The sequence below is a fragment of the Lelliottia sp. RD5 genome, from assembly GCF_056032945.1.
In genome coordinates this window covers 437,208-464,167 of the sequence record NZ_JBVYHQ010000003.1, presented here as the reverse complement: position 1 = coordinate 464,167, position 26,960 = coordinate 437,208, and the positions used below count along the sequence as shown (strand labels likewise).

The window sequence follows — 26,960 nt, the reverse complement described above, 5'->3', positions numbered from 1 at the left end:
ATAGACCTAAGTATCTAAAGTAACGATTCATACAATGCGCGTGTACGTGAGGCCATTACATTTGCATTAAAATTATCTTCGAAATAATCTTTCAAACCTGTAAAGGAATCTGCGTTTTCCACAGCTTTGTGTAATGCCGCTGCGAGAGCGTCAGCATTCTTTGGAGCAACAACAAAACCAGAAACGTTATTTTTATTGACCCAACTAACTCCGGAGTCTGGTATAGAACACGATACCACAGGCTTGTTAAATAGAAATGCTTCTAATTGCACAACCCCAAATGCTTCAGATTTCTCAATAGATGGTAAGCAAAAAACATCACAGGCCGTATAATAAGAGGGCAAATCTTCGTCTTTTACAAAACCCAGCATAATGACTTTATCCTGAAGTTTTTTCGTCTCAATCAGTTTAATGAGATTTCGCTTCTCCTCACCATTACCCCCTAAAAGGACGATATAATCGTCAGGTAATTTTTCGGCAGCATCAATTAAAAAATCAAATCCTTTATAATATACAAGTCGCCCCAATGAAAATATAATTTTTTTATTTTGATATTTTTCTTTAATTTCTTGAACTTTTTGTATATCTATATGATAGTTGTTTGGATTAATCCCAATTGGTATAACGACAATTTTTTCCTTGTATCTAGCTAGGTCCTTGGAGTTTTCGCCATAAACCGGAGTCGTAGTAATAATTGCATCAGCACGATTCAATAACCATGTTTGGAGTGGTTTGTAGAGAACTTTTAACTTTTTCTGCTTTACAATATCGCTATGCCAGTGAAGAATTATTTTTTTATTTTTTTCATTAGCAACAAAAGCAGCTAGATTCGCCAACGGATTAGGAAGGTGTATATGGAGAATATCAAAATCATCAATTATTTTTCTTAACCCATTAACATATCCAATAGAAATGTCGGCTGATGCAAAATGAAGATTAGATTTGTATGAATAAACCTTCACGCCATTGACAAAATAAATCTCATCATTATTTTCATGATTTACACATAAAACAGCAGATTCGATGCCATCTGAATTACAACCATCACAAATATCAGCAACAACTTGCTCAATACCACCGGAGTAAGGTTTATAAAACTTACTTAAATGTAAAATTTTCACTGCAAATTACCTTTTTATAGAAATCCATTCGCCGAGTCTTTAATACTGAATTTTTATATTGCAACGAACTATCTAAATTTTCCCTGCTTAAATTAGCCAGTTCATCGGGTGTTTGTCGCATTATTATTTCTCGTGCAGTGTCAACATCCTCAACTGGGAAAATGCATGTTTGTCTTACTAACTCAGACACTCCCGATACATTTGAGCAAAAACAAGGAAGACCCCATGCCATAGCCTCGATCACAACTCGTGGTAAGCCTTCTCTACGCGAGGTTAAAACAAAAATATCAGCCGAAGTCATAATATGTTGTTTGATTTTTTTATCGGCGATGTAACCTTTAAAGTTTATTCGATGTGAAATTTTTAAAGTCGCAGCCATTTGTTTATAGCTTTCAAGTAGAATACCATCACCAATAACCGTCGCATGATATTCTTCAGGCAAATCAGCTATAATTCTAATAAAAATGTCTAACCCTTTAAATGGCCTGTCGAGTACACCGATAAAAATAAGATGCCTTTCTTTATTAGCATTAAATCGCGATAAACGTGCTTCAAAAGCCTCGCTATTGATAATATCACTATCATCCAAAATTATGCTGCTATAATAGTTATTAAATTTATTACTTGTACATTCTTTCGACGTCAAAAAATTATTTTGAATTTCATTTTTAGTGACAAATGAAGCATAACTACAATATCTTAATTGCAGTTTAAAAATTGAGGTGAACGTTTTCACAAAAACAAACTTGAGAAGTTCATTTTTTGTAAGGTTACTCGCTTCCTGTAAAGGATTAGTAACGACTTCAAGACTAAATTTTAATTTTAATAAGATAGAATACAGAGAAAGTAAATAAGATAAAATTCCAGGCGTTCTTAAAATCAATACATTTTTATTTTTTTTAATTTTTATGATCAACTGAATAATTTTGAAAACATTTAAAATACCTGTGCCTGCTGTTATAATTGGAACTATCTGAATACTACCATGTGTGAAAACTTTAAAACCGATTGGTTTTTCATTTACAACTTCAACTCGCGCAATTACATTAACTTTGCTAAAACAATCTAAATAGCGTTCGAAAAAACGTGAATCTTCAATACCCTGAACATAGTAAACCCCAGCGAATAACTTATATCTTCTTTCCACGGATACATATAAATCATTCATGTCAGAAACTCCCTTTCTTAACAATCTTAATATATTCACCATCTTTAAAGATCATGTTTGAGGGAATATTTTCGCGTACCACGCTCCCAGCACTTACTACGGAATTATCCCCTATAGTCACACCGCTTAAAACTACTACATTTGACCCTAACCAAACATTATTACCAATATGAATATCTTTTATCTTAAAATCAAGGTCCTTAGTAAGAGAATCTAATGCAAATCGATGATTATGATCATACATTTTAACGTCCTCTCCAAGAATAGTATAATCGCCAATACTTATCCTTCCTTGACAATTTATACTTACACCTTGATTGAAAAACACATCTTTCCCTATTATTAAGGTACCATTATTAACATTGATAGACAAATTTCGACGACTAACAAACTTCCCTTTAAAAATCAACTTCCCATTGATATTTTTTATTATCGCACCGGAGTCAATGCATGAAATATAATACAATGGAAAAAAGATCCCTTTTCTATATAAAATCTTCCAGTAAAGAAATTTCATTATAAATATTAGCCTTGAAATTCCTCTTTGAATTTTATAAACGAGCATTTTTTATTTTATTCCTGAAATTATAAAGAAATTTTACAGCCCATGCAGTTTTACTCAGAAGAGTAAACGCAATAAAGTATTTTTTATCTACGCTTTCAATGTATGAGGTTATTTTTTCAATGTCTTTTTTTCTGTCATTGCGTAGATAAAAGATGAAAAGTTTGATTAATAGATTTTTTTTTGCTTGCTCAATATTCAAAAATGGAAACTGTTGCTGGCTTTTTATCCAAAAGGGGGTATGTTTACCTAATTCAGTGTAAACATCTCCAACAGAACTCAAACTACCAGCTCTCTCTCTCCTAACTGTTAGACATTTTTCATCGCACACAATTTTGGAAGATTTAGCTATCATCATAAGGAAATAGTGGTCTTCTCGATATTGAAGATCCTCAGGAAAACCACCATTCTCTTCGAAAATTTCTCTTCGCAAAAGAATTGTAGGGGTATTCATTACTATACGCCCTTGAAAGAAATCTCTAATGGCACTTTGTCCATCGTCAGGTATATATTTATATGCTTTATACTTGACCTTTAGCTTATCATCTGCAACAACAATATTTCCAACGACAAGACCGACGTCATTATCATTTTTAAGAATTTGTAATTGCGAATTGATTTTATTCTCCAACCAAATATCATCTGAATCAAGAAAAGCAAGATACTTTCCAGTTGCATTTTTTGCCCCAAAGTTTCTTGCTGATGCAGCTCCACCGTTTTTTTTGGTTGCTAGTTTAGCATGGTCATAATTAGCTAATATTTCTTTTAAACGTTTATTTTCTGACTCAGTTGAGCCATCATCTACAACAATTATTTCGTAGTCAGGCAACCTCTGATTGACAACAGATTCTAATGCATCATTTAAATATTGCGATGAATTATAAGCTGGAATTATAATGGTTATTTTTTCCAAAATCATACCTTTTGTTTAATGAGCCACTGTAGATAGATAAAATACAAAGTTAACGGAATTAGTATTGTATTTAAATATCGATACACTGAGTGGGTACATAAAACTCCAAAAACAATAATAAATGTAAATGTATAAAGCTTATCCTTCAACAAATAACCTCGTAAACACATTACGAAAACAATGAAGGCCATTAAATTATAGATTCTTTGTATAAACACCAGAGGATTCAGTTCGAGAAAAGGGTTAAAACTACTATTTATATTCGTCAAAAATGCCTGCTGATAAGGCTCTGATAATAAGAATGGTAGTAATTTTAAATGACTGACACTAATCGCTACATCGTCAAATTTAAAATCTTCCTCACCAAAACGTCTTGATAATGTAAACAATTTAAGTGAATAAGATGCTTCAGAGCTCATAAACAATACAAAAAATAAAATAGCAAACAATATAGACAAATAATACATTGGTTTGATTTTTGATTTCAATATAAATAAAATACTTACACCAATGTATAGAGCCAATAACTCTACCCTTGCAAATGCAAGTAATAATACCGAGATGATAAAATAAGTACGATTCTGGCGGATTTGGGAAATTATCAACATTGATAATGCAGCAACACTGAATGCCTCTTTCAAAATAAAGAAAGCCCAATAGCCACCAACAATACTTCCTAATATCGAAAAAATCAAAACAAGCTGCTTTTGTTTCCCCGTTACTCTAACAATTATTTCTGAGGATAACATTGATAATGAAATGCTAAAGACTACAACATTAATTGCACGAACAACATCTAGTCCAAAATAGCTTTCCACAAATTGAACATAATACGAGAATAATAATGTTGAAGTATGATCGTTAACATATAAATTTTCATCTGGGAAAATTAATTGATTATTATCTGTGAATTTTAAAAGATAAAAATTGATGCACATTACACTTAAAATAAACAAATATGTGATAAAGAAAACTGTTAAATACGTTCTGGCATCTTTTTGACGAAACCCAACTACATAGACAACAATAAAACTTATTGCCAGCATAGCAAAAAACAACATAATTACCTCAATCACAACTTCAGAAAATTTTTATCGCAGCGAATTTAGCACATAAATTATTGTTTTTTTGTTTCGCATACCGGTTGCTAACATCGAAGCAATGCACATTGCTAACCATGCAAAAAACGCATGGTACGTAGATTTAAGTATACTATTCGAATCAAGCCAATCCATTACTGAAAACATATATATTATTAACCCGCAAACGCTTAAAACTATGATATTTAGTTTAAACCATAAAGTGAATGTCGCGTTTAATAATCTTTGGTGTAATAAGTACATGTAAGGAACAAATACTGTTACTATAGTAATAAATACAGATATACTGACTCCTGTTATACCGTACCCAGTCAGAAATAAATAGTATATGATGGGACTCACAATGATCATTAAAAATGAGAATATTAAATTTATTCTTATATATGCAAAACTCAATGATAAATGAAATGGTAAAACTGTTAATGATTGAAGCATTTGCCCCAATACTAAAAACACGATTACATATTGAATACTGTTAGCAACTACATCAGAACCTGTCCATACTTTAACTAGGGTGAATCCAAAAAAGGCAAATATAAATGAAAGGGGCACAAGGATAACCACTGCTAATTTCGTTAAAAGGAGATAAAAATCCTTTAATTCATCATAACATTTTTGTTCATGCAATCGAGTGAATTTTGGAAAAACTGCTTTAGCCAATGTTGTGATTAAAATCAGTGGGACAAGCGACAAAGTGCTTGCAAGGCTATAGTGACCAACTGACTCTATCGAGTAACCTTTACTTACTATGATTTTATCTATTTGTGTAGCAAAAGAAGCAAGTAGACTCATACCAGCCATACCAAATGCATAGTGATATGTTTTCTTAATAATTGCTAAATCAAAACGCCTCGAGCTTACTGGCAGATATTTCCAAACAAAATAGTATAACGCCAATAAATAAACAACATTACAAAGCAATTGCCATATAAAGAATGTATTTACATCGTTTGATACAAATATCAAAACAGGTATTACACCTGCACTACGAATAATGCCCCATAGAATTTGCAATCCATTTGCGAGAACCTGTTTTTCAGCTCCCATAAGAGCACCAACGTAAAGATTAGTTGGCAACTGAATAGCTATACATGTCCCCATGAAAATTACAAGCGTCTTAACTTCAAATGCACTGTTGGGTAAGAGCCATTGATGTGCTATCCATGGCGAAGCGTAAATGATACAAAATGCAACGCTTATAGAAATCACCAGATAAATTATTTGATAAGAATGCAGAAGATTTGCTTTTTTTGCTTCAGATTCCGGATCACCGCTGGAAAGACGCGCAAACTCACGCGTAATCGCAGCCGAAAATCCTAAATCAGCAAATGCGAAAAGAGCCAAGAGTGTATTATAAAATGCTATATAACCAAATCCAGTGCTTCCCAGATATTTTATATAAAATGGAACAAATAAAAATAGTGAGAGGATTCCCCAGAGTCTTGATGCGAGGTTAGATAGTGCATTTTGCTTTATCATTTCTGATGATAACTCTTGAATTTTTGGATACATTCAAAGCTTTGTGCATTACTCTTAAGTTCTTCTATATCTATGTCCCACCATTTCGTTTTTAGCAGATATTCTATGGTATCGGGATCAAATCGCATTTTTAATACTTTTGCAGGTACTCCACCAACTATAGAAAAAGGCGGCACATCCTTTGTTACCACAGACCCAGTAGCCACAATGGCTCCATCACCAATAGTAACACCATTAATAATAGAAACATTCTGGCCAATCCACACATCATTCCCAATAACTACATAATGGCAACTATCATCTGCATAAGCAAACTCTGGATATGTCGATTCTTCAAGAACATCAAGTCCCATATTTTTTATCGTACTATTACCAGAGAGATAAAACATAGGATGAGTTGAAATAAATGTGTTAGTGGGATGATTCCCTGAAATTATATTCAAATTCTTTGCAATAGAACAAAATCGTCCAACCCTCGTCATGTGTATTTTACTACTACTACCTATGTAAGTACCGCGTCCCACACTGCTCGCAATAATTTCTGCATCGCCCAGCACAGCTATATTGCTTTCAAGAAAGCTTCTTCTGATATTAGCATTGAGAGAAATTTTGACAAAATCAGTCTTGCGTTTTCTGTTAAAATTCAAATTCCAAAGCTTTCTTTTAATTGATGATAATCCAAGTAAAGCGAAGATTGTCTGTGCAATTTTTTTAATCATTACAGATCAACTCTTTCTTAATTATATCTAGATATTTCTGGCCATTTATGTTATCAGGCTCAATAAAATTCCCTTCTGCCCATTCATTCCAGGATTTTATAATCACAATTCTGTCATCAAACTTTCGTTTTTCAAGAATATGTTTGACATCTTTAACATGTTTCTCAAAACTTATAGGCGTGGAACCTTGTAATAACCATCCGTTTTTTCCATGACGGATAGTTGAATCCCAACGAGGGATAATGACAGGCAGAACTTTATTTGATGTTACACCTTCATTAAAACCTTTAGATAGTTTTGAGTAAGAGTATTTTCTAGGACTAAACCATTTTTCTGAAATGATCTTTTTATGAATTAATTTGTCACGTACCTTCTCTATAAAAGATCGACTTTTAAACATTCCTCTGGAGTTTACTACAGCATCTAGACCGAACTCCTCGATATCACTCTCTTTCGAAAACTCACCAATTATGTATAAATCTTTAATACCAAAAGATTTAGCAATTTCTCTAAAGTTATTTAACCAATTTTTTGCATCTGGAATCTCATAGACTTTAAAAATTAGAAATAAAGGTTTTCCATTTATTTTAATATATCTTTCGTCTTTAAAAAATGGCAAAAGATATTCAATATGCTTAATTTGGTCTTCTTTCCCTGGATAAGTTTGCTCCTTAAGCAACTTATTGATTTTTTTATTCCACCATGAGTGGTTTGCCCAACCAAAACAATACCTAACTTCAATATTACTATTGAGAATCAATTCAGCTGGTTTTTCAAGTAACTTATCACCATTACCAAACCAGTAATGCCACATACAAAACCCAGTAATACTATGCTCACGTGCTAATTTATATTGTTTTTCTATAACTGATACATCGGAAAGATCATAATAATTCCCATCTTCAGGTTGAAGTATTTCATGACCTTTGAAATATTTTCTTGCCGCTTTAACCTGTACCCACTCGGTAAAATCTTTCCCCCACCACAGATCATTTTCTGGTATACAATGGAATTGAGGTAAATAATACGCAATATTTTCTTTAATTTTAGTTTGTTGACTCATCTTTAATATTTATTCCACTGAAGAAAATGGTAATGCCTGACTATCTTTAACCGATAATAGAGGAATACTATCTATTGGCCATAGGATATTAATAATTCTATCATCCCATATAATGCTTCTTTCGGATTTAGGGTGATAATATTCGGTTGTTTTGTATACAAACTCAGCCGTTTCACTCAACACAACAAAACCGTGGGCAAACCCCTCTGGAATCCACAGCTGTCGCTTATTTTCAGCAGAAAGATTCACTCCAACCCACTGCCCAAAAGTCGGTGATTTTTTTCGAATATCAACTGCTACATCAAAGACTTCCCCAGCGATGCAACGCACAAGCTTACCCTGCGCATGTGGTTCCATTTGGTAATGCAGTCCACGTAGTACACCCTTGCATGATTTAGAGTGATTATCCTGCACAAACTCGATCTTGCGCCCAACCACTTCCTCAAAGACGTTCTGATTAAAACTCTCAAAGAAAAAACCACGATCATCACCAAAAACTTTTGGTTCAAAAATCAGTACATCTGGAATGTCAGTCTTAATAACGTTCATAGCTCAATAACCTTTAATCATTTTCAGCAGATACTGGCCATAAGCATTTTTCTTCAGTGGTTCTGCCAGTTTTTTTACCTGCTCCGCATCGATAAAACCTTTGCGATACGCAATCTCTTCCGGGCAAGAGACTTTAAGCCCTTGACGCTCTTCAATAGTCGCGATGAAGTTACTGGCTTCAATCAAGCTCTGATGTGTACCGGTATCCAGCCATGCATACCCGCGCCCCATCATGGCAACCGACAAACGCCCTTGCTCCAGATAGAGACGGTTAATATCAGTAATCTCCAGCTCACCACGCTCAGAAGGCTTCAGATTTTTAGCCATCTCAACCACATCGTTATCGTAGAAATAGAGCCCGGTAACTGCATAATTGCTCTTAGGTTCAAGCGGTTTTTCTTCAAGACTGATAGCCGTCCCGCTTTTATCAAACTCAACCACACCGTAACGCTCAGGATCGTTGACATGATAGGCGAACACAGTTGCACCGTTGTCTTTGTTCAGGGCCACTTGTAACTGTTTTGGCAGATCGTGGCCATAGAAAATGTTATCGCCTAAGACTAGCGCGCAGCTATCTTCTCCAATAAATTCCTCACCAATAATGAAGGCTTGTGCCAATCCATCAGGGCTTGGCTGAACTTTATATTGCAGATTCAGGCCCCACTGGCTACCGTCACCGAGCAACTGCTCGAAACGTGGCGTATCCTGGGGAGTACTGATGATAAGGATATCTTTAATACCCGCCAGCATAAGTGTGGAAAGCGGGTAATAAATCATTGGCTTATCATAGATAGGCAGCAATTGTTTGCTCACTGCCATCGTGACAGGATAAAGACGAGTACCGGAACCACCGGCTAAAATAATACCTTTACGCGTAGTCATCATTTTTCTCTATAAACGCAAAATGCCCTCTTCAGGACATTTTAAAATGTTAAACCATTTCAGCGGTAAATAGCTCAGTGAGCATCCGTTTCACGCCAACTTCCCATGACGGCAGTACGAGGTCAAACCTGCGCTGGAATTTATCGGTATTGAGCCGTGAGTTATGTGGGCGCTTTGCCGGCGTCGGATAAGCAGAGGTAGTAACGGCATTCAGCCTTTCAATCGCCAATTCGATTCCTGCTTCCCGGGCCTGTTGAAACACCAGAGCGGCATAGTCAAACCATGTCGTAGTACCCGATGCTACCAGATGATAGAGACCTGCTACTTCCGGTTTGACCAGCGCGGTACGAATGGCGTGAGCCGTACAATCGGCTAGCAGTTCAGCTCCTGTCGGTGCACCGACCTGATCGTTAATCACTGACAATTCAGTTCGCTCTTTTGCCAGGCGCAGCATTGTTTTCGCAAAGTTATTGCCTTTGCCTGCATAGACCCAACTGGTACGGAAAATAAGATGCTTCGCGCAATGCGCCTGCAACGCCTTTTCACCGTCTAGTTTCGTTTGCCCGTAGACGTTTAATGGTGCGGTTGCATCGGTTTCTTGCCACGGCGTTTCACCGTCACCCGGGAAGACGTAATCCGTTGAGTAATGGACCACCCAGGCTCCAATCTGCGCCGCTTCTTTCGCAATCGCTTCAACGCTGGTTGCATTCAGTAGTTGGGCAAATTCTTGTTCTGATTCAGCTTTATCTACCGCTGTATGGGCGGCAGCATTGACAATGACATCAGGATTAATCAAACGAACCGTTTGGGCGATACCCTCTGGGTTGCTGAAATCACCGCAGAAATCTTTGGAATGAACATCCAGGGCAATGAGATTGCCTAGCGGGGCCAGAGCACGTTGCAGTTCCCAACCCACCTGCCCTGTTTTGCCGAAAAGGAGAATATTCATTACTGACGTTCCCCGTAATTCTGCTCAATCCATGTTTTATAGGCGCCACTTTTAACGTTGTTCACCCAATCCTGATTACTGAGATACCACTCAACAGTTTTCCGAATGCCGCTCTCAAAGGTCTCTTGCGGTTCCCAACCCAGCTCTTCGCAAATTTTGTGAGCGTCAATCGCATAGCGGCGGTCATGACCTGGGCGGTCCGCAACGTAAGTAATCTGGTCATGGTAAGATCCGTCTTTTGGCACAATCTCGTCCAGCAGATCGCAAATGGTATGCACCACGTCAAGGTTCTGCTTCTCATTATGCCCACCGATATTGTAGGTCTCACCCGGCTTACCCTGAGTGACGACAGTGTAAAGCGCGCGGGCATGGTCTTCGACATACAGCCAGTCGCGGATCTGATCGCCTTTGCCATAAATAGGCAACGCTTTACCGTCCAGGGCATTCAAAATTACCAGCGGGATCAGCTTCTCAGGGAAGTGATACGGGCCATAGTTGTTCGAACAGTTAGTCACAATGGTCGGGAAACCATAGGTGCGCAGCCATGCGCGAACCAGGTGATCGCTTGATGCTTTAGACGCGGAATACGGGCTGCTCGGCGCATAAGCCGTTGTTTCAGTGAACAGCGGTAGCTCGGTTGATGTCGGATGCTCATCCGGATGTGGGAGATCGCCATAGACTTCATCTGTAGAGATATGGTGAAAACGGAATAGAATTTTCGATTCACTATCGAGAGCTGACCAGTAGGCGCGAGCGGCTTCCAGCAAAACGTACGTCCCGACAATATTGGTTTCAATGAAAGCTGCAGGCCCAGTAATGGAACGATCCACGTGGCTTTCTGCGGCAAGATGCATCACAGCATCAGGTTTATGGATGGCAAAAACACGCTCCATAGCGGTCTTATCACAAATATCGGCTTGCTCAAATGCATAGCGTTCGCTATCGCTGATCTCGGCAAGCGACTCCAGGTTACCGGCATACGTCAATTTGTCCACATTGACCACTTCGTCATGGGTATTTTTAATTATATGTCGTATAACCGCAGAACCGATAAAGCCGGCACCGCCAGTAACAAGAATTTTCACGTTATCTAATCCGCTGTTGAAAAATATCGAAATGAAGTATGGATGTTCTGATATGCAACCGTCAGTAGGCTGTATGCAGAAAATGACACGCTACCGCCCGTGGCTTAACAGCTACCAATGTACTGAGTATAATCTTAATGTTGGGAGTTCAGCGCTTACCGTCAGCAATAACTATTATGGAACGAACTTAAATATGGGCTTAATTGTCGTTCTTCTCAGAGACAGAAACAAGCAAAAATCTTATCTGATACGTCCAAAAAAAATACAGAGAACTCGCTGTTATTATTGATTTTTTTTAATAAAAAAACGGCAGTAATCATAATGAGAGTTCATGCCTGCTCAAAATGCTCACTGCCGTTATGAGTGGAAGCCGGTAAAAGTTACTCTGCTAGCAGCGTCTCAATGCTTTTACGGAACTTCTGCCCTTCTTTCAGGTTACGCAGACCGTAGTTCACAAATGCCTGCATGTAGCCCATTTTCTTACCGCAATCGTAGCTGTCGCCCGTCATCAGCATCGCGTCAACTGACTGTTTTTTCGATAGTTGAGCGATAGCATCGGTTAATTGTACGCGTCCCCAGGCACCAGGTTCAGTATTTTCAAGCTCTGCCCATATATCAGCGTTGAGAACATAACGGCCAACGGCCATCAGGTCGGAATCCAGCGTCTGCGGCTGATCGGGTTTTTCGATAAACTCAACGATACGGCTGACCTGCCCTTCCGAATCCAGCGGTTCTTTAGTCTGGATGACAGAGTACTCAGAAAGGTCACCTTTCATGCGTTTTGCCAGCACCTGGCTACGGCCCGTCTCGTTAAAACGTGCCACCATCGCGGCAAGGTTGTAACGCAGTGGATCGGCAGAAGCATTATCCAGAATGATATCTGGCAGTACAACGATAAACGGATTATCACCCACCACAGGACGAGCACAAAGAATAGAGTGCCCCAGACCCAACGGCTGCGCCTGGCGAACGTTCATGATGGTCACGCCTGGCGGACAGATAGACTGCACTTCGGCCAGAAGCTGACGCTTAACGCGCAGCTCAAGCAGCGCTTCAAGTTCGTAAGACGTGTCAAAGTGGTTTTCGACCGCATTCTTAGAGGAATGGGTTACCAGAACGATTTCTTTGATCCCTGCAGCAACAATCTCGTCAACGATGTACTGAATCATCGGCTTGTCGACGATCGGTAGCATCTCTTTTGGAATCGCTTTTGTGGCTGGCAGCATATGCATGCCTAAGCCCGCTACCGGAATGACTGCTTTCAAATTAATCATTATTTCTTCCACCTTAAAATGGTTGCAGAATTATAGCTATTAAACCTGTTTTCGCCAGCAAGATTTGGTTCATATCTGGATGAATGTTACGCCTTCTAACCACAACTTACAGTAGCGGTTGTCCGAATAGCTCACATTTTTGCTACGGATTAATCGCAAAATTGCAAAAACGGTGATTATCTGCTCGGAAGCTTAAAATTCAGGCGCTCAACGTTCACCACCTGTTGATCAACCCTATCAATATCCACTGAACTCTGCCCCTTTTCATTCACAGCTTTGATGTTTGCCAGCGACAGCAGGGTTTCGTCCTTAGCCATAAATTTGCCACGAACATCTTTACGCAGGTCAAAGTTCATCTTCAGTGCAGGGCCGATAGCCGCCTCCTGCATGACATTGATATTTCGCAAAAAGAGATGCTGGGGCTTGTTATGCAGTTCAAGCGTTGCGCGTTTCATTTCAAGGTTGGTGATGGCGACAAACGACGTCGCATTGCCGGATGAGATCTGAATGCCGCGCAGTTTATAATCAAGCTGGCTGTTATCGAGTCGAATGTCATTGAGCTTAAAGTTTTGAGGTATCGACAAATAGTCGCCTTTAATCACCCCGTAACCAATTAACATTCCTGCACTATTAACCATATCGACATTATCAATAACGAAATTATCACATCCGTAAATAGCCACCGTAGCGTTATCGATTCCCGCCTTTTTACTGAAGTCAGGGGTGATATTTTTCGCTTTTACATTGCGGATAATAAAATGTTTACCGTTTTCGACATGTACGAGTTGTCGACAGTTGCTTCCCGTAATGTTCGCGACGACAAAGTTTTTGACGGTTTGCTTCTCAGGGTAATCATTGTCATAGGTGCTTCCCGCCAGGCCGATTCCAATACCCCAGTTAATCTTGCCATTCGTACAGTTAATGTTGTCGATAACATGGTCAGAAATCAGAATATTGCGGTCGTTGATGGCCACGTTCCACTCAATGGCATCGCCCTGTAGATGGCTAAAGCGGCTGTTCGTTATGCGCGCGCCGTCCACCTGATTGTGGAAGCCTTGTCGCAAAATCGCGTAGTTCGCCTGCGTAACGGTAATATTGTCGATCAGCAGATTACGCATCACTCTGGGCTTTTTACCGCCAATATAGATTTGCGTCACCGGCCCAAAGCCGCTCATCGCCAGCCCCTGGATAACGCAATCAGAGCCGCGCACGTCCAGGGTGATATTTTCGGTGCGCCCTTTCCCTTTGCCGATCACTTTGCTGCCTTCCTGAAGGACGAAACGCCCGCGTCCGTTGCCGGTCAGCGCACCGCGGATCAGCAGCGTTTTGCCATCGGGAATAAAAATACCGGTGTTAATATTTTCGCAGGTTAATCCGGCAGGAACGATAACCGTATCGCTCTCAGAGAAAGCCTGCTTAAAAGAGGCAATCCAGTCTTTAGGATTGTACTGGCTGATATTAACCGCCCCGCTGCCAGCAGCACGCGCCACGCGAGAATGGAGTAACGGCGCGGCGGCCAGCAGCGTACAGGACGTAACAAACGTGCGTCGGGTGAGTTTTTTCAGCATATTTCCTCGGCGTTAAAGCGTGTGTAACAGGCTCGCTAACTGACGATTAATTACCTGCTGATTGAATTCGGCTTCGACTTTTTGTCGTGCATTACGTAGCACAGGAACCAGCTCCTGCTGCTCGATGTGGCTAAAAGCGGCCAGCCTGTCGGCGAGCGCGAGCGCGTTATTTTCGGGTACCAGCCAGCCGGAATGGCCCGGCTCGATAAGTTCCGGGATCCCGCTGTGTACGGTCGATACCACCGGGATTCCTACCGCCATCGCCTCCATCAGCGCGACGGGAATACCTTCCATATCGCCATCCGCACCGGTCACCGACGGAAGTAAAAATACGTCGGCGTCATCAAGCATGGCTTTCACTTCGTGGCTGGGCTTAAAACCCGGCATCTCGACGTAACCTTCAAGCTGATATTGCTCGATAAGCGTGCGCAACCGACGCTCCCACGGGCCAATCCCGAGAATGCGATAGTGGAAATCCACGCCACGGGCTTTGAGCTGACGACAGGCTTCAATGGCAACATGCAGCCCTTTTTTCTCGGTCAGACGCGCAACGGAGATAATTTGCAGTGGCTTGCCGGGCACTTTTACCGCGCGCTGCGTAAAGCGTTCCATGTCTACGCCCATCCGCGATACGGTAATTTTCTCACCGGGACAGCCCATGTTTTTCAGCCGACCCGCCCACAGGTCGCTGATCGGCAGCATCATATCGCCACGACGGAACAGCTGCTGATATTCAGGCGTGTAATGGTTAAGCACTTCCCGGCTGGAGATATCAATCCCGTGGAAAATAGTAGCAATTTTACCGTCAATCACCCCAAGTTCGCGGAGTTTCGCGGCGGTAACGCCCGCCGGACCGAAATGGGCGATAAAGACGTCTGCGTGATACGGCTTAGTTGTCTGTCCGCAAATCGACGACAGAATCAAATTGCGCGATTCAGAACCGTAACGGGAGATATTCAGCGCTTTCCAGGTGGACGCGCGAAAGGCTCCGCGCAGCGTCTGGCTCGCACGGTAGCGCAGTTTCGCCAGTCGCCCCTGGGGTTCATGCTGCAACCAGCGCGTTTTTGCTTCCAGACCATATTCCGTCCAGGCTGCGTGCGTGTTTTGCGTATCGCCCTTTTGCAGGGCGATAATTTCCACGTCATATCCCATATCGATAAACGCGGTGATTTGGTTCAACACAAACGTCTCTGACGACAGCGGGAATTTCAGTAAAAAGAAACCAACCTTCATTTCCCCTCCCCGATGCGGTCGAGCACGGATTTCACCATCCCGATTCCGTTTTCACGTTCGGCCTTAACGGCCACCGCCAGACGTTCGTTGATGGCAGGGAGTTGCCCCAGCGTATCGCCCACCATCGCCCCAAGCGAGCCGTCGAGCAGATGGCGAATATCCACCGCCATCTCCGGCATCCCCAGCTGCTGCATGATGCCCGCTGATTTGTGTTCGTAATTGATCGCAATGGCTGGCGTGCCAAAATTCATCGAAATAATCGCGGAGTGCAAACGCGTACCCACAGTCAGGTCGCAGGCAGAAAGGAGTTTACCCATTTCCAGATCGTTCAGTTCATCCATCACCACGTGATAGCGCGACGGATCGTTAACGAGATGACGCAGATTCAACGCCACCATGCGGTCATCTTTGTTGTAACTGTCGATACCCGTACACGTCGACAGCGCCAGCACCTGATAGCCGCTATCGAGCACGCGATTCACCACCTCTGCAAAGGCTTTCTCATATGCGGCCTGAGTGGTCCCCAGACGTTTATCAAACGGTGCCAGTTCGCGCAGCGTAATGGCGACAGTTTTCTGCTGTCCGACCACGTTCAGCCAGTGCTGAACCGCATAGCTCGGCTCAAAATTCTGAACCTGATGATCCACCAGCCAGGCGGTATCCACGCCGTGCTCCACCTTTGAGGTGTCGATATCGCTGCGTTTCATCAAGTCGAGGCTGACAGACTCACGCAGAATCAGCGCATCGCAATGGCCAAAGACATAATTTGCCAGCTGGTTGAACTGCGGATTCTGGAATGGCCCCACGCTGTGACCAATCATATACAGCGGTTTTTTCGCCATAAAAGTACACAGCGCGTGCTCAAACTGCGGCACACCGTACAGATCAACAAAGAACGACCCGCCGACCTGAATAATCGCGTCATAGCCCGACAGCAGACGGACAAAATCAGTAAAGCCCTGGGCGATAGCGATATTGCGCAGCTTGCCGGTATCGGTCACACGCGAGAGCAACACCTGGTGCTGATAGCGACGACGCAGCACTTTCTTCACACGGCCCATCACACCTGCCGCGCTGTTATGCTCTTTCATCTGGCTGTAGAGCGGATCGCCCATCACCGGGCGGTTAAGCAACCACGATGAGCTCACCGGATAGCGGCTCATCACATCAACGTCGGTTTCTGGCGCAAGTGTGTTAATGGCATCCAGCAACCCGCGTAAAATGGCGCTATCGCCACGGTTGCCACAAGTATGATTGCCAAGAATCAGTAATTTCATAATGACCTCTTAAAGGGGTTCTGGATCCATGGGGTGCGGCGCAGTGGCCTCACCCCGGCCCTCTCCGACTCGAGAGGGAGAAATAATTAGCCTGCACGAAGCAGCGTTTTCATCTTCTCGCTACGGCAAAACTGGCGTTTCATTTCGACCACCAGCGCGTTTCGGGACAGCACAATCATCCCCACAAAGGCCAGCGCACCGGCAGCAATTTGCGTCGCCAGCAGCGTTCCCAGCGGCAGATGGCCATTGAGTACAACGCCCAGGCCATAGCTCACCGCCAGCGTCGGCAGCGACAGGTAAAACGGCAACCATAAACTCAGAATGTACTGACGATAGCTGGAGCCCAGCACGGGTTTGATCATCACGAAATAGCTCAGAACGGTATTGATGATTTGCACCAGCAGGAAGCCAAGCGTCACGCCAATCGCGCCTGCCATATGACCACCGACGACAATCGCCGGGATAAACAGGAACGTTTTGAACACATTGAATTTGAAGCTGATATCAACGCGCGCTTTTGCCATCAGCAGCGAGCCAATCGGATTACCGACGGAACGCAGCAAACCGACAACGCAGAGCAATTGCAGAATCGGGACAATGCCGCTCCACTTCTCGCCAAACACCAGCGGAACAAAATTATTGGCGACCACCATCAGCCCAAGCAGCGCCGGGAAGTTAATAATCCCCACCACCGACAGCAGCTTGTAGAAATTGACGCGCAACTTCTCGGTATCGTCCTGAATTTTGGCAAACGCCGGGAACAAAACACGGGTGATAATGGGGTTCAGCTTCATCGGCGGGACGACCGCCACGTTGTAAGCGAGGTTATACCCCCCCGCCACGCTGGCACCGAGAATGCGCGCCAGAAACAGCGTAGAGAGGTTGGTGTTTACGTAATTGATAATGCTGTCAGCGGTCAGCCACGCACCAAAACGCAGGTTAGAAGAGACTGACGCCAGCGAGAAATGCAATCCTGGACGATAGATCTTCCGGCCAAAATAGCCGAACAGCAGGGTTCGCACGGCGGTATTGACCAGATAACCCAGAATCGCCGTCATCGCCAGCGGCCAGTAATGCGCACTCACGACGGTGAAAGTGAACCCCGCGAGCACCGAGGTCGTTTCGATCGTGCCGATTTTGCTGAACTCCAGCTCTTTTTGCATTAATGCGCGGAACTGCTGTCCATGCGGGATCACCACAAAGGCAAGCGAAAGCGTGCGGATCAGCGGCGCCAGGTCGGGGTTATTCAGCACGTCGCCAATCAACCCGCTCAGCAAAAACACCGTAACGCAGACCACAATCCCCAGCCCAACGTTCAGCCAGTAAAGCGTGGTCAGTTCAAGGTGGCTGATCTCTTTGCGCTGGATAATCGAATTGGCGATACCAAAATCCGACAGCGTATCGGCCAGGGCGATAATCACCAGCGAGATGGTCAACAGACCAAACTGATGATTATCAATAATGCGTGCCAGTACGGTCATCTGCACCAGCCCGAGGCCGATGATAATCACCGTGGCGATAGCCGACCACTTGGCGCCGCTGATGGTTTTTTCACGTAAGCTCATGACTGTTCCTTCATACCTTCTCAGAGGCGATACTGGCGCAGCCAGTTTGAACACCGTCAGTACACAACATCCGGCGCGTACGTGGGAATGTTGAGCGCTGCACGGGTGCAAAATGGCAAACAATGTAGCCTGGTGAGGAAGGCATTTAATAAGCCGCTTTATTCACAAAGCCCTTAAAGATCGTCAGGAATACGATTTTGATATCGAACCAGACGCTCCACTCGCGGATGTACTCCAGATCGAACTCAATACGTTTTTCCATTTTTTCCAGCGTGTCCGTTTCACCGCGCCAGCCGTTAATCTGCGCCCAGCCGGTAATGCCTGGCTTCACTTTATGGCGCAGCATGTAGCCCTCAATGAGCGCGCGATACTCTTCGTTGTGCGCAACCGCATGCGGACGTGGCCCCACAATCGACATTCCACCGGTCAGCACGTTGATGAACTGCGGCAACTCATCCAGCGAGCTTCGGCGCAGGAAGTTACCCACGCGGGTGACACGCGGATCGTTTTGCGTCGCCTGAGTCACCACACTGTCATTTTCCATCACCTTCATGGAACGGAACTTCCACACTTTGATCGGCTTCCCGTCCATGCCGTAGCGCGTCTGGCGGAAGATAATCGGGCCGGGCGAGCTGACTTTGACCGCCAGCGCTATCCCGCACAGTACCGGCGAAATAAGCAGTAAAATCAGCGTAGCGAGTACGATATCTTCCAGACGTTTCAGGACACGGTTAATGCCGGAAAGCGGCGTGTCGTACAGCGGTACCACCGGCACGCCGTTAACTTCTTCAACACGGGAATGCAAAATGTTAAAGGTAAACACGTCAGGAATAAGACTCACCGAGCAGGTGGTGTCAGCCAGTTCGCGCATCAGATTACGAATACTGCGTTCCTCGCTCATCGGCATCGCGATATAGACGTTATGGATTTTCCCGGCCCGCGCATCTTCAACGAGCTGTTCGATATTGCCCGCCCATTCAGACGGCACACCGCCCGGTTTTGCATCGTGATAAACACCCACCACGTCCAGCCCCAGCCAGGGCTCTTTGCGGAAGCTGTCCAGCAGCGCCAGTCCCACCGGCAAATCGCCCGCGACGGCGACAAAGCGCTTGTTATAACCGCGATTACGCAGCCAGCCCGCGCCAAAGCGGATCAGCGATCGGCAGACCACTAACCCAACGCTGGTGAGCAGATACCAGCAGAGATACGTCATAAGGCTGTTATCGAAATCGCTGCTAAAGGCCACCAGACCGGCGCTGAAAATCAGGCTCAGCGTCCAGTTTTGCAGCAATAACATCAGTTCTGTCGTGATTTTGACGCCGCGCCACGAACGGTAGAAATCCGTCATGCCGCCGATCATCTGGAATACCACCAGCGCAATCAGCGCCATCAACAGGTGCATGTATAAAAACGGCAGCCCGCTGACCTTACATACCACCCACAGCCCACCGAACATGATGGTGATGTCAGAAAAACGCTGCACCATAGAAATTAACGATGCATTCGTTTTGGCTCGCTCGCGCTTTTTTAGATTTGTCATCGTTGGTCCTGTTTTCGGGTTCCCCCTTCCAGCGGAAGGGGGCAAGGATTACTGTTTCAACAGCGCCAGAATGTCCTGTGTTCGCGCCTCCATCAGCGCCGTGTCTGCCCGCGACTCCACGTTCAGACGCACAACGGGCTCCGTATTGGACGAGCGCAGATTGAAACGCCACTCCGGGAACGCCATGCTGATCCCGTCGGTGCGGTCAATCTCCAGCGCCTGCGGTGCAAAATGTTGCTCCACGCGGGCGATCGCTTCTGCAGGCTTCTCAAGCTTGCTGTTGATCTCGCCGCTCGCCGGGAAGGCCGCCATACGGTCACGCACCAGCTCACCCAGCGTCTGGCCTTTCAGGCACAGCAGCTCCGTCACCAGCAGCCACGGGATCATCCCGCTGTCGCAGTAGGCAAAATCGCGGAAGTAGTGGTGAGCGCTCATCTCACCGCCATAGATGGCATCTTCCTGGCGCATACGCTCTTTGATAAACGCGTGACCGGTTTTCGACATCACCGGCTTACCGCCTGCGGCACTCACCACGTCAACGGTGTTCCAGGACAGACGCGGATCGTGAATGATTTTGGCCCCCGGATTTTTCTCGAGGAACGCCTCGGCCAGCAGGCCGACGATGTAATAGCCTTCAATAAACTGGCCTTTCTCGTCGAACAGGAAGCAGCGGTCGAAATCGCCGTCAAAGGCGATGCCCAGATCGGCTCCATGCTCAATCACCGCGTTACGGGTATCGGCGCGGCATTCCGGCAGCAGTGGATTCGGGATCCCGTTCGGGAAATTGCCGTCCGGCGTGTTATGGACTTTGATAAAGGTGACGGGAACGTTCAGTGCTTTAAAACGGGCTTCCAGCGCATCAACCACCGGACCCGCCGCGCCGTTGCCGGAGTTAATCACCAGCTTCAGCGGTTTAAGATTATCCACGTTGATGTAGCCGAGCAGATGGTCGATGTACGCTTTGCGCGTATCGATTTGTGTGTAGCTGCCGCGTTTCGCTTCGTTGACCGGCGGGAAGTCATTCGCCTCCGCCAGTCGCTGCACGTCACGCAGACCGGTATCGCCGCTGACCGGGCGAGCCCCCTCACGCACCAGCTTCATCCCGTTATAGTCCATCGGGTTATGGCTGGCGGTCACTTCAATCCCGCCATCAACGCCCAGATGGAAGGTGGCGAAATAAATCTCTTCGGTTCCGGACAGGCCGATATCCAGCACATCCACGCCTGCGTCCTGCAACCCTTTTGCCAGCGCCAGCTTAAGCGCCTCGCTGGTCAGACGCACATCGCCGCCCAACACGATTGTTTTTGGTTTTACATATTCGCCATACGCACGGCCAATGCGCCACGCGATGTCTTCATTCAGCTCTTCGCCCAGCTTGCCGCGAATATCGTAGGCTTTAAAACAGGTTAACTTTTCCATGATGACCCCTTTTTAAGGCAACAGTCGGCCCTCTCCTGTTCAGGAGATTTTATTTTTAAAATGAATAACCCTTTGATTTCGCGTTGCAGAGCATCAGCGCACCCGCCACGCGAAAAAGGCTAATTAGCGCTAAACCCGGCCGTAGCGATCTTCGAAGCGCACGATGTCGTCATCTTCGAGATAGGAGCCGGAACGCACTTCAATCAGATCGAGAGGAATTTTCCCTGGGTTTTCCAGGCAGTGCTTCGCACCCAACGGGATATAAATAGACTCGTTCTCACCCAGCAGCTTGATCTCGCCGTTAATTGTCACCTTGGCGGTGCCCGCCACGACAACCCAATGCTCAGCTCGGTGATGATGCATTTGTACCGATAACCCTTCGCCCGGTTTCACGGTAATGCGTTTGACCTGATAGCGATCGCCTGCATCGATGGAGTCATATTTGCCCCACGGACGATAGACTTCGCGATGAATATGGTGCTCGTGACGACCGTCGGCTTTGATCTGTTCGACCACTTTTTTGACGTCCTGCACGGAGTTGCGATCGGCAATCAGCACCGCATCTTTGGTCTGGACGACGACCAGATCTTTCACGCCCACCGTGGTCACAAGACCGGATTCAGCGTAAACATAGCTATTTTCTGTTTTGTGGCTGATCACATCGCCGTGATGCACGTTGCCTTCCGGCGTGTGTGCGCTGATTTCCCACAGTGAAGACCAGGAACCCACGTCGCTCCAGCCTGCGTCCATCGGTACCACCACGGCATCCGCGGTACGCTCCATCACCGCGTAATCCACCGACTCTTCCGGACAGGCCAGGAATGCGGCTTCATCCACGCGGATAAAGTCCAGATCCGGGTCAACAACAGCCATGGCTTTTTCGCAGGCGCTCAGAATATCCGGGCGATATTTTTGCAGCTCTTCCAGATAACGTCCCGCGCGGAACAGGAACATACCGCTGTTCCAGTAATATTCACCGCTTGCGACATACGCCTGGGCGGTATCGAGATTCGGTTTTTCGACAAACTGCGCCACGTTAAACGCCACGCTATCGCCTTTGCCCGGCGTCACATCACCACGACGAATGTAGCCGTAGCCGGTTTCCGGCAGATCCGGCACGATACCGAAAGTGACCAGTTTGCCGCTTTCGGCGTAAGGGATCGCGGCACGAACCGCCTCGCGGAAGGCATCTTCCTGCTGGATCACATGGTCCGCCGCCAGTACCAGCATCAGGGGATCGCAATCCGGGCTGCTGCGTTTTGCCGCAAGCGCCGCCAGCGCGATGGCCGGTGCAGTATTACGCCCTGCCGGTTCAAGAATGATGTTTTCAGTCAGCTTATTCAGCTGACGCAGCTGTTCCGCTACGATAAAACGGTGCTGCTCGTTGCAAATCACCACCGGGCTTTCGCACTCCACGCCGTTCAGGCGCGACACCGTGGTTTGCAACATGGTGAGTTCCCCTTTCAGGCAAAGGAACTGTTTTGGATAAAGCACGCGGGACAGCGGCCACAACCGACTACCAGAGCCACCCGCCATCACAACCGGGTAAAGTTTATTTTGACTCATGTTTATCCCCGTATATCTGCAATAAATTGGCTAAGCACGTTCTCTTTTTCGAGCGTGCGTTCGGCATATTGACGTGCCACCGTGTTCTCTTTTGGCATAGCGAGTGCCCTTTCAATGCCCACGACCAGCGCAGGAACTGATTCCGGTTCAACGCAAACAGCAATCTCCGGGTAGGTATCGCACAGCTGGCCGAGTTCGGTTTCCGGTTCCGCAGTGATCACCGCGTTGCCGCCGACGGCCAAAATGTTGGTTAATTTTGACGGCAGTACCGCATCCGCCGCGCCGCGCTTTTGCACGACCAAATGGCAATCGCCCATCTTCAGTAACGCAGGCAGTGCCTCGTAGGACTGAAGCGGGAAAAATTTCACGTTGTTCAGGCCGCGTTCGCTGGCCATTTTCTCCAGGCGCGCTTTACCGCCACCCTGCCCGACAATCACGAATGTCCAGGGCTGATTGCTCAACTGAGCGGCAGCGTCGATGACGCTTTCCAGCCCCTGTTTTTCACCGATGTTGCCTGAGTAAAGAATGATTTTTTGATCGGCATGTAAACCGAGCTGGGCGCGCAATGCCAGCGCATCGCTCTCACTTACATCGCGAAAACGGGCCACTTCTGACCAGTTAGGGAAGAAAATCATTTTTTCAGCCGGGACGCCTTTCTCCAGCGCTTTGTTCATCATTGAGCGCGAGATCGTGGAGACGTAATCGACGTTATGCAGATTGCTGCGCTCAAAGGCGCTGGCGAGTTTGGCCACGTTGCCGCTCTTGCCTTTACCCGCCATGCCCAGGCCGAGCATCGCGTCAACTTCGTAATCCTGGATATGCAAGATGGTCCGTGCGCCCGAGAGTTTGCCCAGCAGGCGCATGCCTGGCGTGCAAAAAAGCGTGGGCACCACGCCGATAATACGGTCTGGCTTCCAGCGACGCTGCGCCATCAGCGGGAAAAAGCTGCTGAGCGCAAAGCTGCCCAGATGAATCAGACGCTTCAACGTCGAAGGCTGTTTAGGCACGTACAGCGGACAGCGCCAGACGGTGGCATTGCCCACTTCACGGCGATAGCGCCAGCTGGAGTAACGTTCGCCGACTTTCCACTCCGGATAGTACGGCGGGGCCGTAATGACCCGCACCTCGTGACCCTGGCTCGCCATCCACTCGACCATTTCACCGGTGTATTTACCGATACCGGTCAGTTCAGGTGAGTAGTTGATGCCATACACCAAAATCTTCATACACTTCATCCTTCAACCTGACTCTGCGTTGGCCGCGTCTGCTCACCCCAGTCACTTGCTTCAGCAAGCGCCTGAGAATTCCCAGACTTGCCGCCTTGATTCAGGCTGAAAGATTTCGTGTTACAACCCGGTGCCTCAGCCTGACGCTCTGCAAGGAAGTACGCGCGGCTGTTGTCATGCACGTTATCGCTTGCCAGCAGAGCATCGGGCGTCAGCCAGCGGTAATCATCATGTTGTGAATCAGGCAGATTAAGATCGGCCTGATTCACTTTCAGGCAAAAACCGAGCACCACGTAATGGGTGCTGAAATCCGTGCCGGAAAAGTTATCGTCATAGAAGTGCTGCCAGATCCCGTAAAACTGGCCTGCCGTCATCGGCAGGCCCAGCCCCAGTTCCGCCAGCGTAAGGCGCTCGAAAGCGCGCTCAAGCCGTTCATCCTTCTGTACGCGTCCACCTGGGACGAACCAGTACCCTTGCGCAGGGCGATTGGTTCGTTGACCCAACAGGAACTCCCCTCGCTCGTTTTCCACAATCAAATCGATGGATATCAGCGGGGTAGAACGCACTACCGTGGCAAAATCTTCCTGACTTAAAAACATGTTTACCCCCGGAAGCGGTGCTGGTTTTCCAGGAACCACTGGTAGGTGCTTGCCAGCCCCTGCTCAAGTGACACCTCGTGGTACCAGCCGAGCTGATGCAGACGCGTTACGTCCAGCAGTTTGCGCGGTGTGCCGTCCGGCTTGGTGGTATCAAACACCACGCGGCCTTTGTAGCCCACCACGTGCGCGATGGTCTGCGCCAGCTCGCGAATAGTGCAATCCACACCGGTGCCGACGTTGATGTGCGAAAGCATCGGCTGGGTGTTTTCAGCCCACACCTCGCGATCCAGCTCCATCACGTGAATGCTGGCAGCGGCCATGTCATCAACGTGCAAGAACTCGCGCATCGGCGTGCCGCTCCCCCACACCACCACGTCAGGCGCGCTTTCCGCGGTCGCTTCGTGAAAACGACGCAGCAGCGCCGGGATCACGTGCGAATTGCTCGGGTGGAAGTTATCGTGCGGACCGTACAGGTTGGTCGGCATCACCGAACGGTAGTCGCGGCCATACTGGCGGTTGTAGGATTCGCACAGTTTGATACCGGCAATCTTGGCAATCGCGTAGGGCTCGTTGGTCTCTTCAAGCGTGCCCTGCAGCAGTTCGCTCTCAGCGATCGGCTGCTTCGCCAGCTTCGGATAAATGCATGAAGAGCCCAGGAACAGCAGCTTATTCACGTTATGCATATGCGCGGCGTGAATAATGTTGCTCTCAATCATCATGTTTTCGTAGATGAAATCCGCCGGGTAGGTGTTGTTGGCGACAATGCCGCCAACCTTTGCCGCCGCCAGATACACCTGATCGATACGTTCGTTCGCAAAGAATGCCTGCACGGCTTGACCGTCAAGCAGGTTCAGCTCGTCGCGGGTACGCACCACGACGTCTACATCACCGCGCTGTTCAAGCTGACGGACGATGGCAGATCCCACCATCCCACGATGACCGGCGACAAAAATACGTTGTTTGGTCATTCTCAGGACTCCAGCGCGATGGCAACCTCGTAGCCATGGGACTTAAGCAGAGAGTGTTTTTTCGCCGCTTCGAGATCCTTGGCCACCATTTCAGACACCATTTCCTGCAGCGTAATTTCCGGTTTCCAGCCCAGTTTTTCATGCGCTTTAGTTGGATCGCCGAGCAGCGTTTCAACTTCAGCAGGACGGAAGTAACGCGGGTCAACTTCAACGATCACATCGCCCGGTTTCACGCCCGGTGCATCATGGCCAGTCACAGAAACCACAACGCCCTTCTCTTCAACGCCGGTGCCTTCGAAACGCAATTTGATACCCAGCTGCGCTGCGGCCATCTCTACGAACTGACGCACGGAATACTGCACGCCGGTCGCGATCACGAAATCTTCCGGGTTGTCCTGCTGCAACATCATCCACTGCATTTTCACGTAGTCTTTCGCATGGCCCCAGTCACGCAGGGAATCCATGTTGCCGAGGTGCAGTTTTTTCTCGAGGCCCTGGGCGATGTTAGCGATCGCACGGGTGATTTTGCGGGTCACGAAGGTTTCGCCACGACGTGGGGATTCGTGGTTGAACAGAATACCGTTACAGGCGTACATGCCATAGGATTCGCGGTAGTTCACAGTGATCCAGTAAGCGTACAGTTTTGCGACAGCATACGGCGAGCGCGGGTAGAACGGCGTGGTCTCTTTCTGCGGGATTTCCTGCACCAGACCGTACAGCTCAGAGGTGGATGCCTGGTAGAAACGGGTTTTCTTCTCAAGACCCAGGAAGCGAATGGCTTCCAGCAGACGCAGCGTGCCCATGGCATCAACATCCGCGGTGTATTCCGGGGATTCAAACGAGACCGCTACGTGGCTCATCGCACCCAGGTTGTACACTTCATCGGGCTGCACTTCCTGCAGAATACGGGTCAGGTTGGAGGAGTCGGTCAGGTCGCCGTAATGCAGATGGAATTTAGGGTTAGCGGAATGCGGATCCTGGTAGATATGATCCACACGTTCGGTATTGAACGACGAAGCACGACGTTTGATACCGTGAACTTCATACCCTTTTTCCAGCAAAAGCTCCGCCAGATAAGAACCATCCTGTCCGGTAACGCCGGTGATGAGAGCGACTTTAGACATGTTTATTTTCC

Annotated in this window: 23 protein-coding genes and 1 pseudogene; all 24 read right to left on the bottom strand. The window is 46.6% G+C overall.

The window, feature by feature from the left end:
- Positions 1-14: 14 nt before the first annotated feature.
- On the bottom strand, positions 15-1,121 hold the full coding sequence (locus AC0LWE_RS13095) for a glycosyltransferase (RefSeq protein WP_202667550.1): 1,107 nt from the start codon (positions 1,119-1,121) through the stop codon (positions 15-17).
- Positions 1,099-2,289: a glycosyltransferase family 4 protein gene (locus AC0LWE_RS13090; protein WP_202667549.1), complete on the bottom strand. Its 1,191-nt coding sequence runs from the start codon at positions 2,287-2,289 to the stop codon at positions 1,099-1,101. Before AC0LWE_RS13090 ends, AC0LWE_RS13095 begins: the two co-directional genes overlap by 23 nt.
- Position 2,290: 1 nt before the next feature.
- Positions 2,291-2,854 (bottom strand): acyltransferase, encoded by a 564-nt coding sequence (locus tag AC0LWE_RS13085; protein WP_237729415.1) that lies wholly within the window; start codon positions 2,852-2,854, stop codon positions 2,291-2,293.
- Complete coding sequence (locus tag AC0LWE_RS13080; protein WP_425332251.1) at positions 2,841-3,770, bottom strand: glycosyltransferase family 2 protein; 930 nt, start codon at positions 3,768-3,770, stop codon at positions 2,841-2,843. Before AC0LWE_RS13080 ends, AC0LWE_RS13085 begins: the two co-directional genes overlap by 14 nt.
- A complete protein-coding gene (locus tag AC0LWE_RS13075; RefSeq protein WP_337926553.1) occupies positions 3,767-4,840 on the bottom strand; it encodes a hypothetical protein in 1,074 nt (357 codons plus the stop codon). Before AC0LWE_RS13075 ends, AC0LWE_RS13080 begins: the two co-directional genes overlap by 4 nt.
- 15 nt (positions 4,841-4,855) lie before the next feature.
- On the bottom strand, positions 4,856-6,376 hold the full coding sequence (locus AC0LWE_RS13070; protein WP_202667546.1) for an oligosaccharide flippase family protein: 1,521 nt from the start codon (positions 6,374-6,376) through the stop codon (positions 4,856-4,858).
- Entirely contained in the window at positions 6,340-7,062 is a 723-nt protein-coding gene (locus AC0LWE_RS13065) for a CatB-related O-acetyltransferase (protein ID WP_202667545.1), read from the bottom strand. The genes AC0LWE_RS13070 and AC0LWE_RS13065 overlap by 37 nt, the downstream gene beginning before the upstream one ends.
- Positions 7,055-8,125 (bottom strand): glycosyltransferase WbsX family protein, encoded by a 1,071-nt coding sequence (locus AC0LWE_RS13060; RefSeq protein ID WP_202667544.1) that lies wholly within the window; start codon positions 8,123-8,125, stop codon positions 7,055-7,057. Before AC0LWE_RS13060 ends, AC0LWE_RS13065 begins: the two co-directional genes overlap by 8 nt.
- A gap of 9 nt (positions 8,126-8,134) precedes the next feature.
- Entirely contained in the window at positions 8,135-8,674 is a 540-nt protein-coding gene (gene rfbC, locus AC0LWE_RS13055; RefSeq protein ID WP_202667543.1) for a dTDP-4-dehydrorhamnose 3,5-epimerase, read from the bottom strand.
- A gap of 3 nt (positions 8,675-8,677) precedes the next feature.
- Positions 8,678-9,556: a glucose-1-phosphate thymidylyltransferase RfbA gene (gene rfbA / locus AC0LWE_RS13050; protein ID WP_202667606.1), complete on the bottom strand. Its 879-nt coding sequence runs from the start codon at positions 9,554-9,556 to the stop codon at positions 8,678-8,680.
- A gap of 49 nt (positions 9,557-9,605) precedes the next feature.
- The gene (gene rfbD / locus AC0LWE_RS13045) at positions 9,606-10,505 is read right to left on the bottom strand and encodes a dTDP-4-dehydrorhamnose reductase (RefSeq protein WP_202667542.1); all 900 of its coding nucleotides are present in this window, start codon (positions 10,503-10,505) and stop codon (positions 9,606-9,608) included.
- A complete protein-coding gene (gene rfbB, locus AC0LWE_RS13040; RefSeq protein WP_202667541.1) occupies positions 10,505-11,590 on the bottom strand; it encodes a dTDP-glucose 4,6-dehydratase in 1,086 nt (361 codons plus the stop codon). Before rfbB ends, rfbD begins: the two co-directional genes overlap by 1 nt.
- A gap of 380 nt (positions 11,591-11,970) precedes the next feature.
- The gene (galF, locus tag AC0LWE_RS13035) at positions 11,971-12,864 is read right to left on the bottom strand and encodes a GalU regulator GalF (RefSeq protein ID WP_202667540.1); all 894 of its coding nucleotides are present in this window, start codon (positions 12,862-12,864) and stop codon (positions 11,971-11,973) included.
- Positions 12,865-13,040: 176 nt separating this feature from the next.
- Complete coding sequence (gene wcaM / locus AC0LWE_RS13030) at positions 13,041-14,432, bottom strand: colanic acid biosynthesis protein WcaM (RefSeq protein WP_202667539.1); 1,392 nt, start codon at positions 14,430-14,432, stop codon at positions 13,041-13,043.
- A 12-nt stretch (positions 14,433-14,444) separates the two neighbouring features.
- Positions 14,445-15,665 (bottom strand): colanic acid biosynthesis glycosyltransferase WcaL, encoded by a 1,221-nt coding sequence (wcaL, locus tag AC0LWE_RS13025; protein ID WP_216981201.1) that lies wholly within the window; start codon positions 15,663-15,665, stop codon positions 14,445-14,447.
- The gene (gene wcaK / locus AC0LWE_RS13020) at positions 15,662-16,942 is read right to left on the bottom strand and encodes a colanic acid biosynthesis pyruvyl transferase WcaK (RefSeq protein WP_202666337.1); all 1,281 of its coding nucleotides are present in this window, start codon (positions 16,940-16,942) and stop codon (positions 15,662-15,664) included. The genes wcaL and wcaK overlap by 4 nt, the downstream gene beginning before the upstream one ends.
- Positions 16,943-17,028: 86 nt before the next feature.
- Positions 17,029-18,507, bottom strand: coding sequence for a colanic acid undecaprenyl disphosphate flippase WzxC (gene wzxC, locus AC0LWE_RS13015; RefSeq protein ID WP_219347601.1), 1,479 nt, complete (start codon positions 18,505-18,507; stop codon positions 17,029-17,031).
- 145 nt (positions 18,508-18,652) lie between these two features.
- Positions 18,653-20,047 (bottom strand): undecaprenyl-phosphate glucose phosphotransferase, encoded by a 1,395-nt coding sequence (gene wcaJ, locus AC0LWE_RS13010; RefSeq protein WP_059179547.1) that lies wholly within the window; start codon positions 20,045-20,047, stop codon positions 18,653-18,655.
- A 48-nt stretch (positions 20,048-20,095) separates the two neighbouring features.
- On the bottom strand, positions 20,096-21,466 hold the full coding sequence (gene cpsG, locus AC0LWE_RS13005) for a colanic acid biosynthesis phosphomannomutase CpsG (RefSeq protein ID WP_219347600.1): 1,371 nt from the start codon (positions 21,464-21,466) through the stop codon (positions 20,096-20,098).
- A 129-nt stretch (positions 21,467-21,595) separates the two neighbouring features.
- Complete coding sequence (gene cpsB, locus AC0LWE_RS13000) at positions 21,596-23,032, bottom strand: mannose-1-phosphate guanyltransferase (protein WP_059179545.1); 1,437 nt, start codon at positions 23,030-23,032, stop codon at positions 21,596-21,598.
- Positions 23,033-23,034: 2 nt separating this feature from the next.
- A complete protein-coding gene (wcaI, locus tag AC0LWE_RS12995) occupies positions 23,035-24,258 on the bottom strand; it encodes a colanic acid biosynthesis fucosyltransferase WcaI (protein WP_202667535.1) in 1,224 nt (407 codons plus the stop codon).
- A gap of 125 nt (positions 24,259-24,383) precedes the next feature.
- Positions 24,384-24,857 (bottom strand): annotated as a pseudogene (locus AC0LWE_RS12990) (GDP-mannose mannosyl hydrolase); the annotation flags it as partial.
- 2 nt (positions 24,858-24,859) lie between these two features.
- Complete coding sequence (gene fcl / locus AC0LWE_RS12985) at positions 24,860-25,825, bottom strand: GDP-L-fucose synthase (RefSeq protein ID WP_219347599.1); 966 nt, start codon at positions 25,823-25,825, stop codon at positions 24,860-24,862.
- Positions 25,826-25,827: 2 nt separating this feature from the next.
- Positions 25,828-26,949 carry a GDP-mannose 4,6-dehydratase gene (gene gmd / locus AC0LWE_RS12980; protein ID WP_131488701.1) on the bottom strand — a complete coding sequence of 374 codons (1,122 nt, stop codon included), beginning with the start codon at positions 26,947-26,949 and terminating at the stop codon, positions 25,828-25,830.
- Positions 26,950-26,960: the final 11 nt, after the last annotated feature.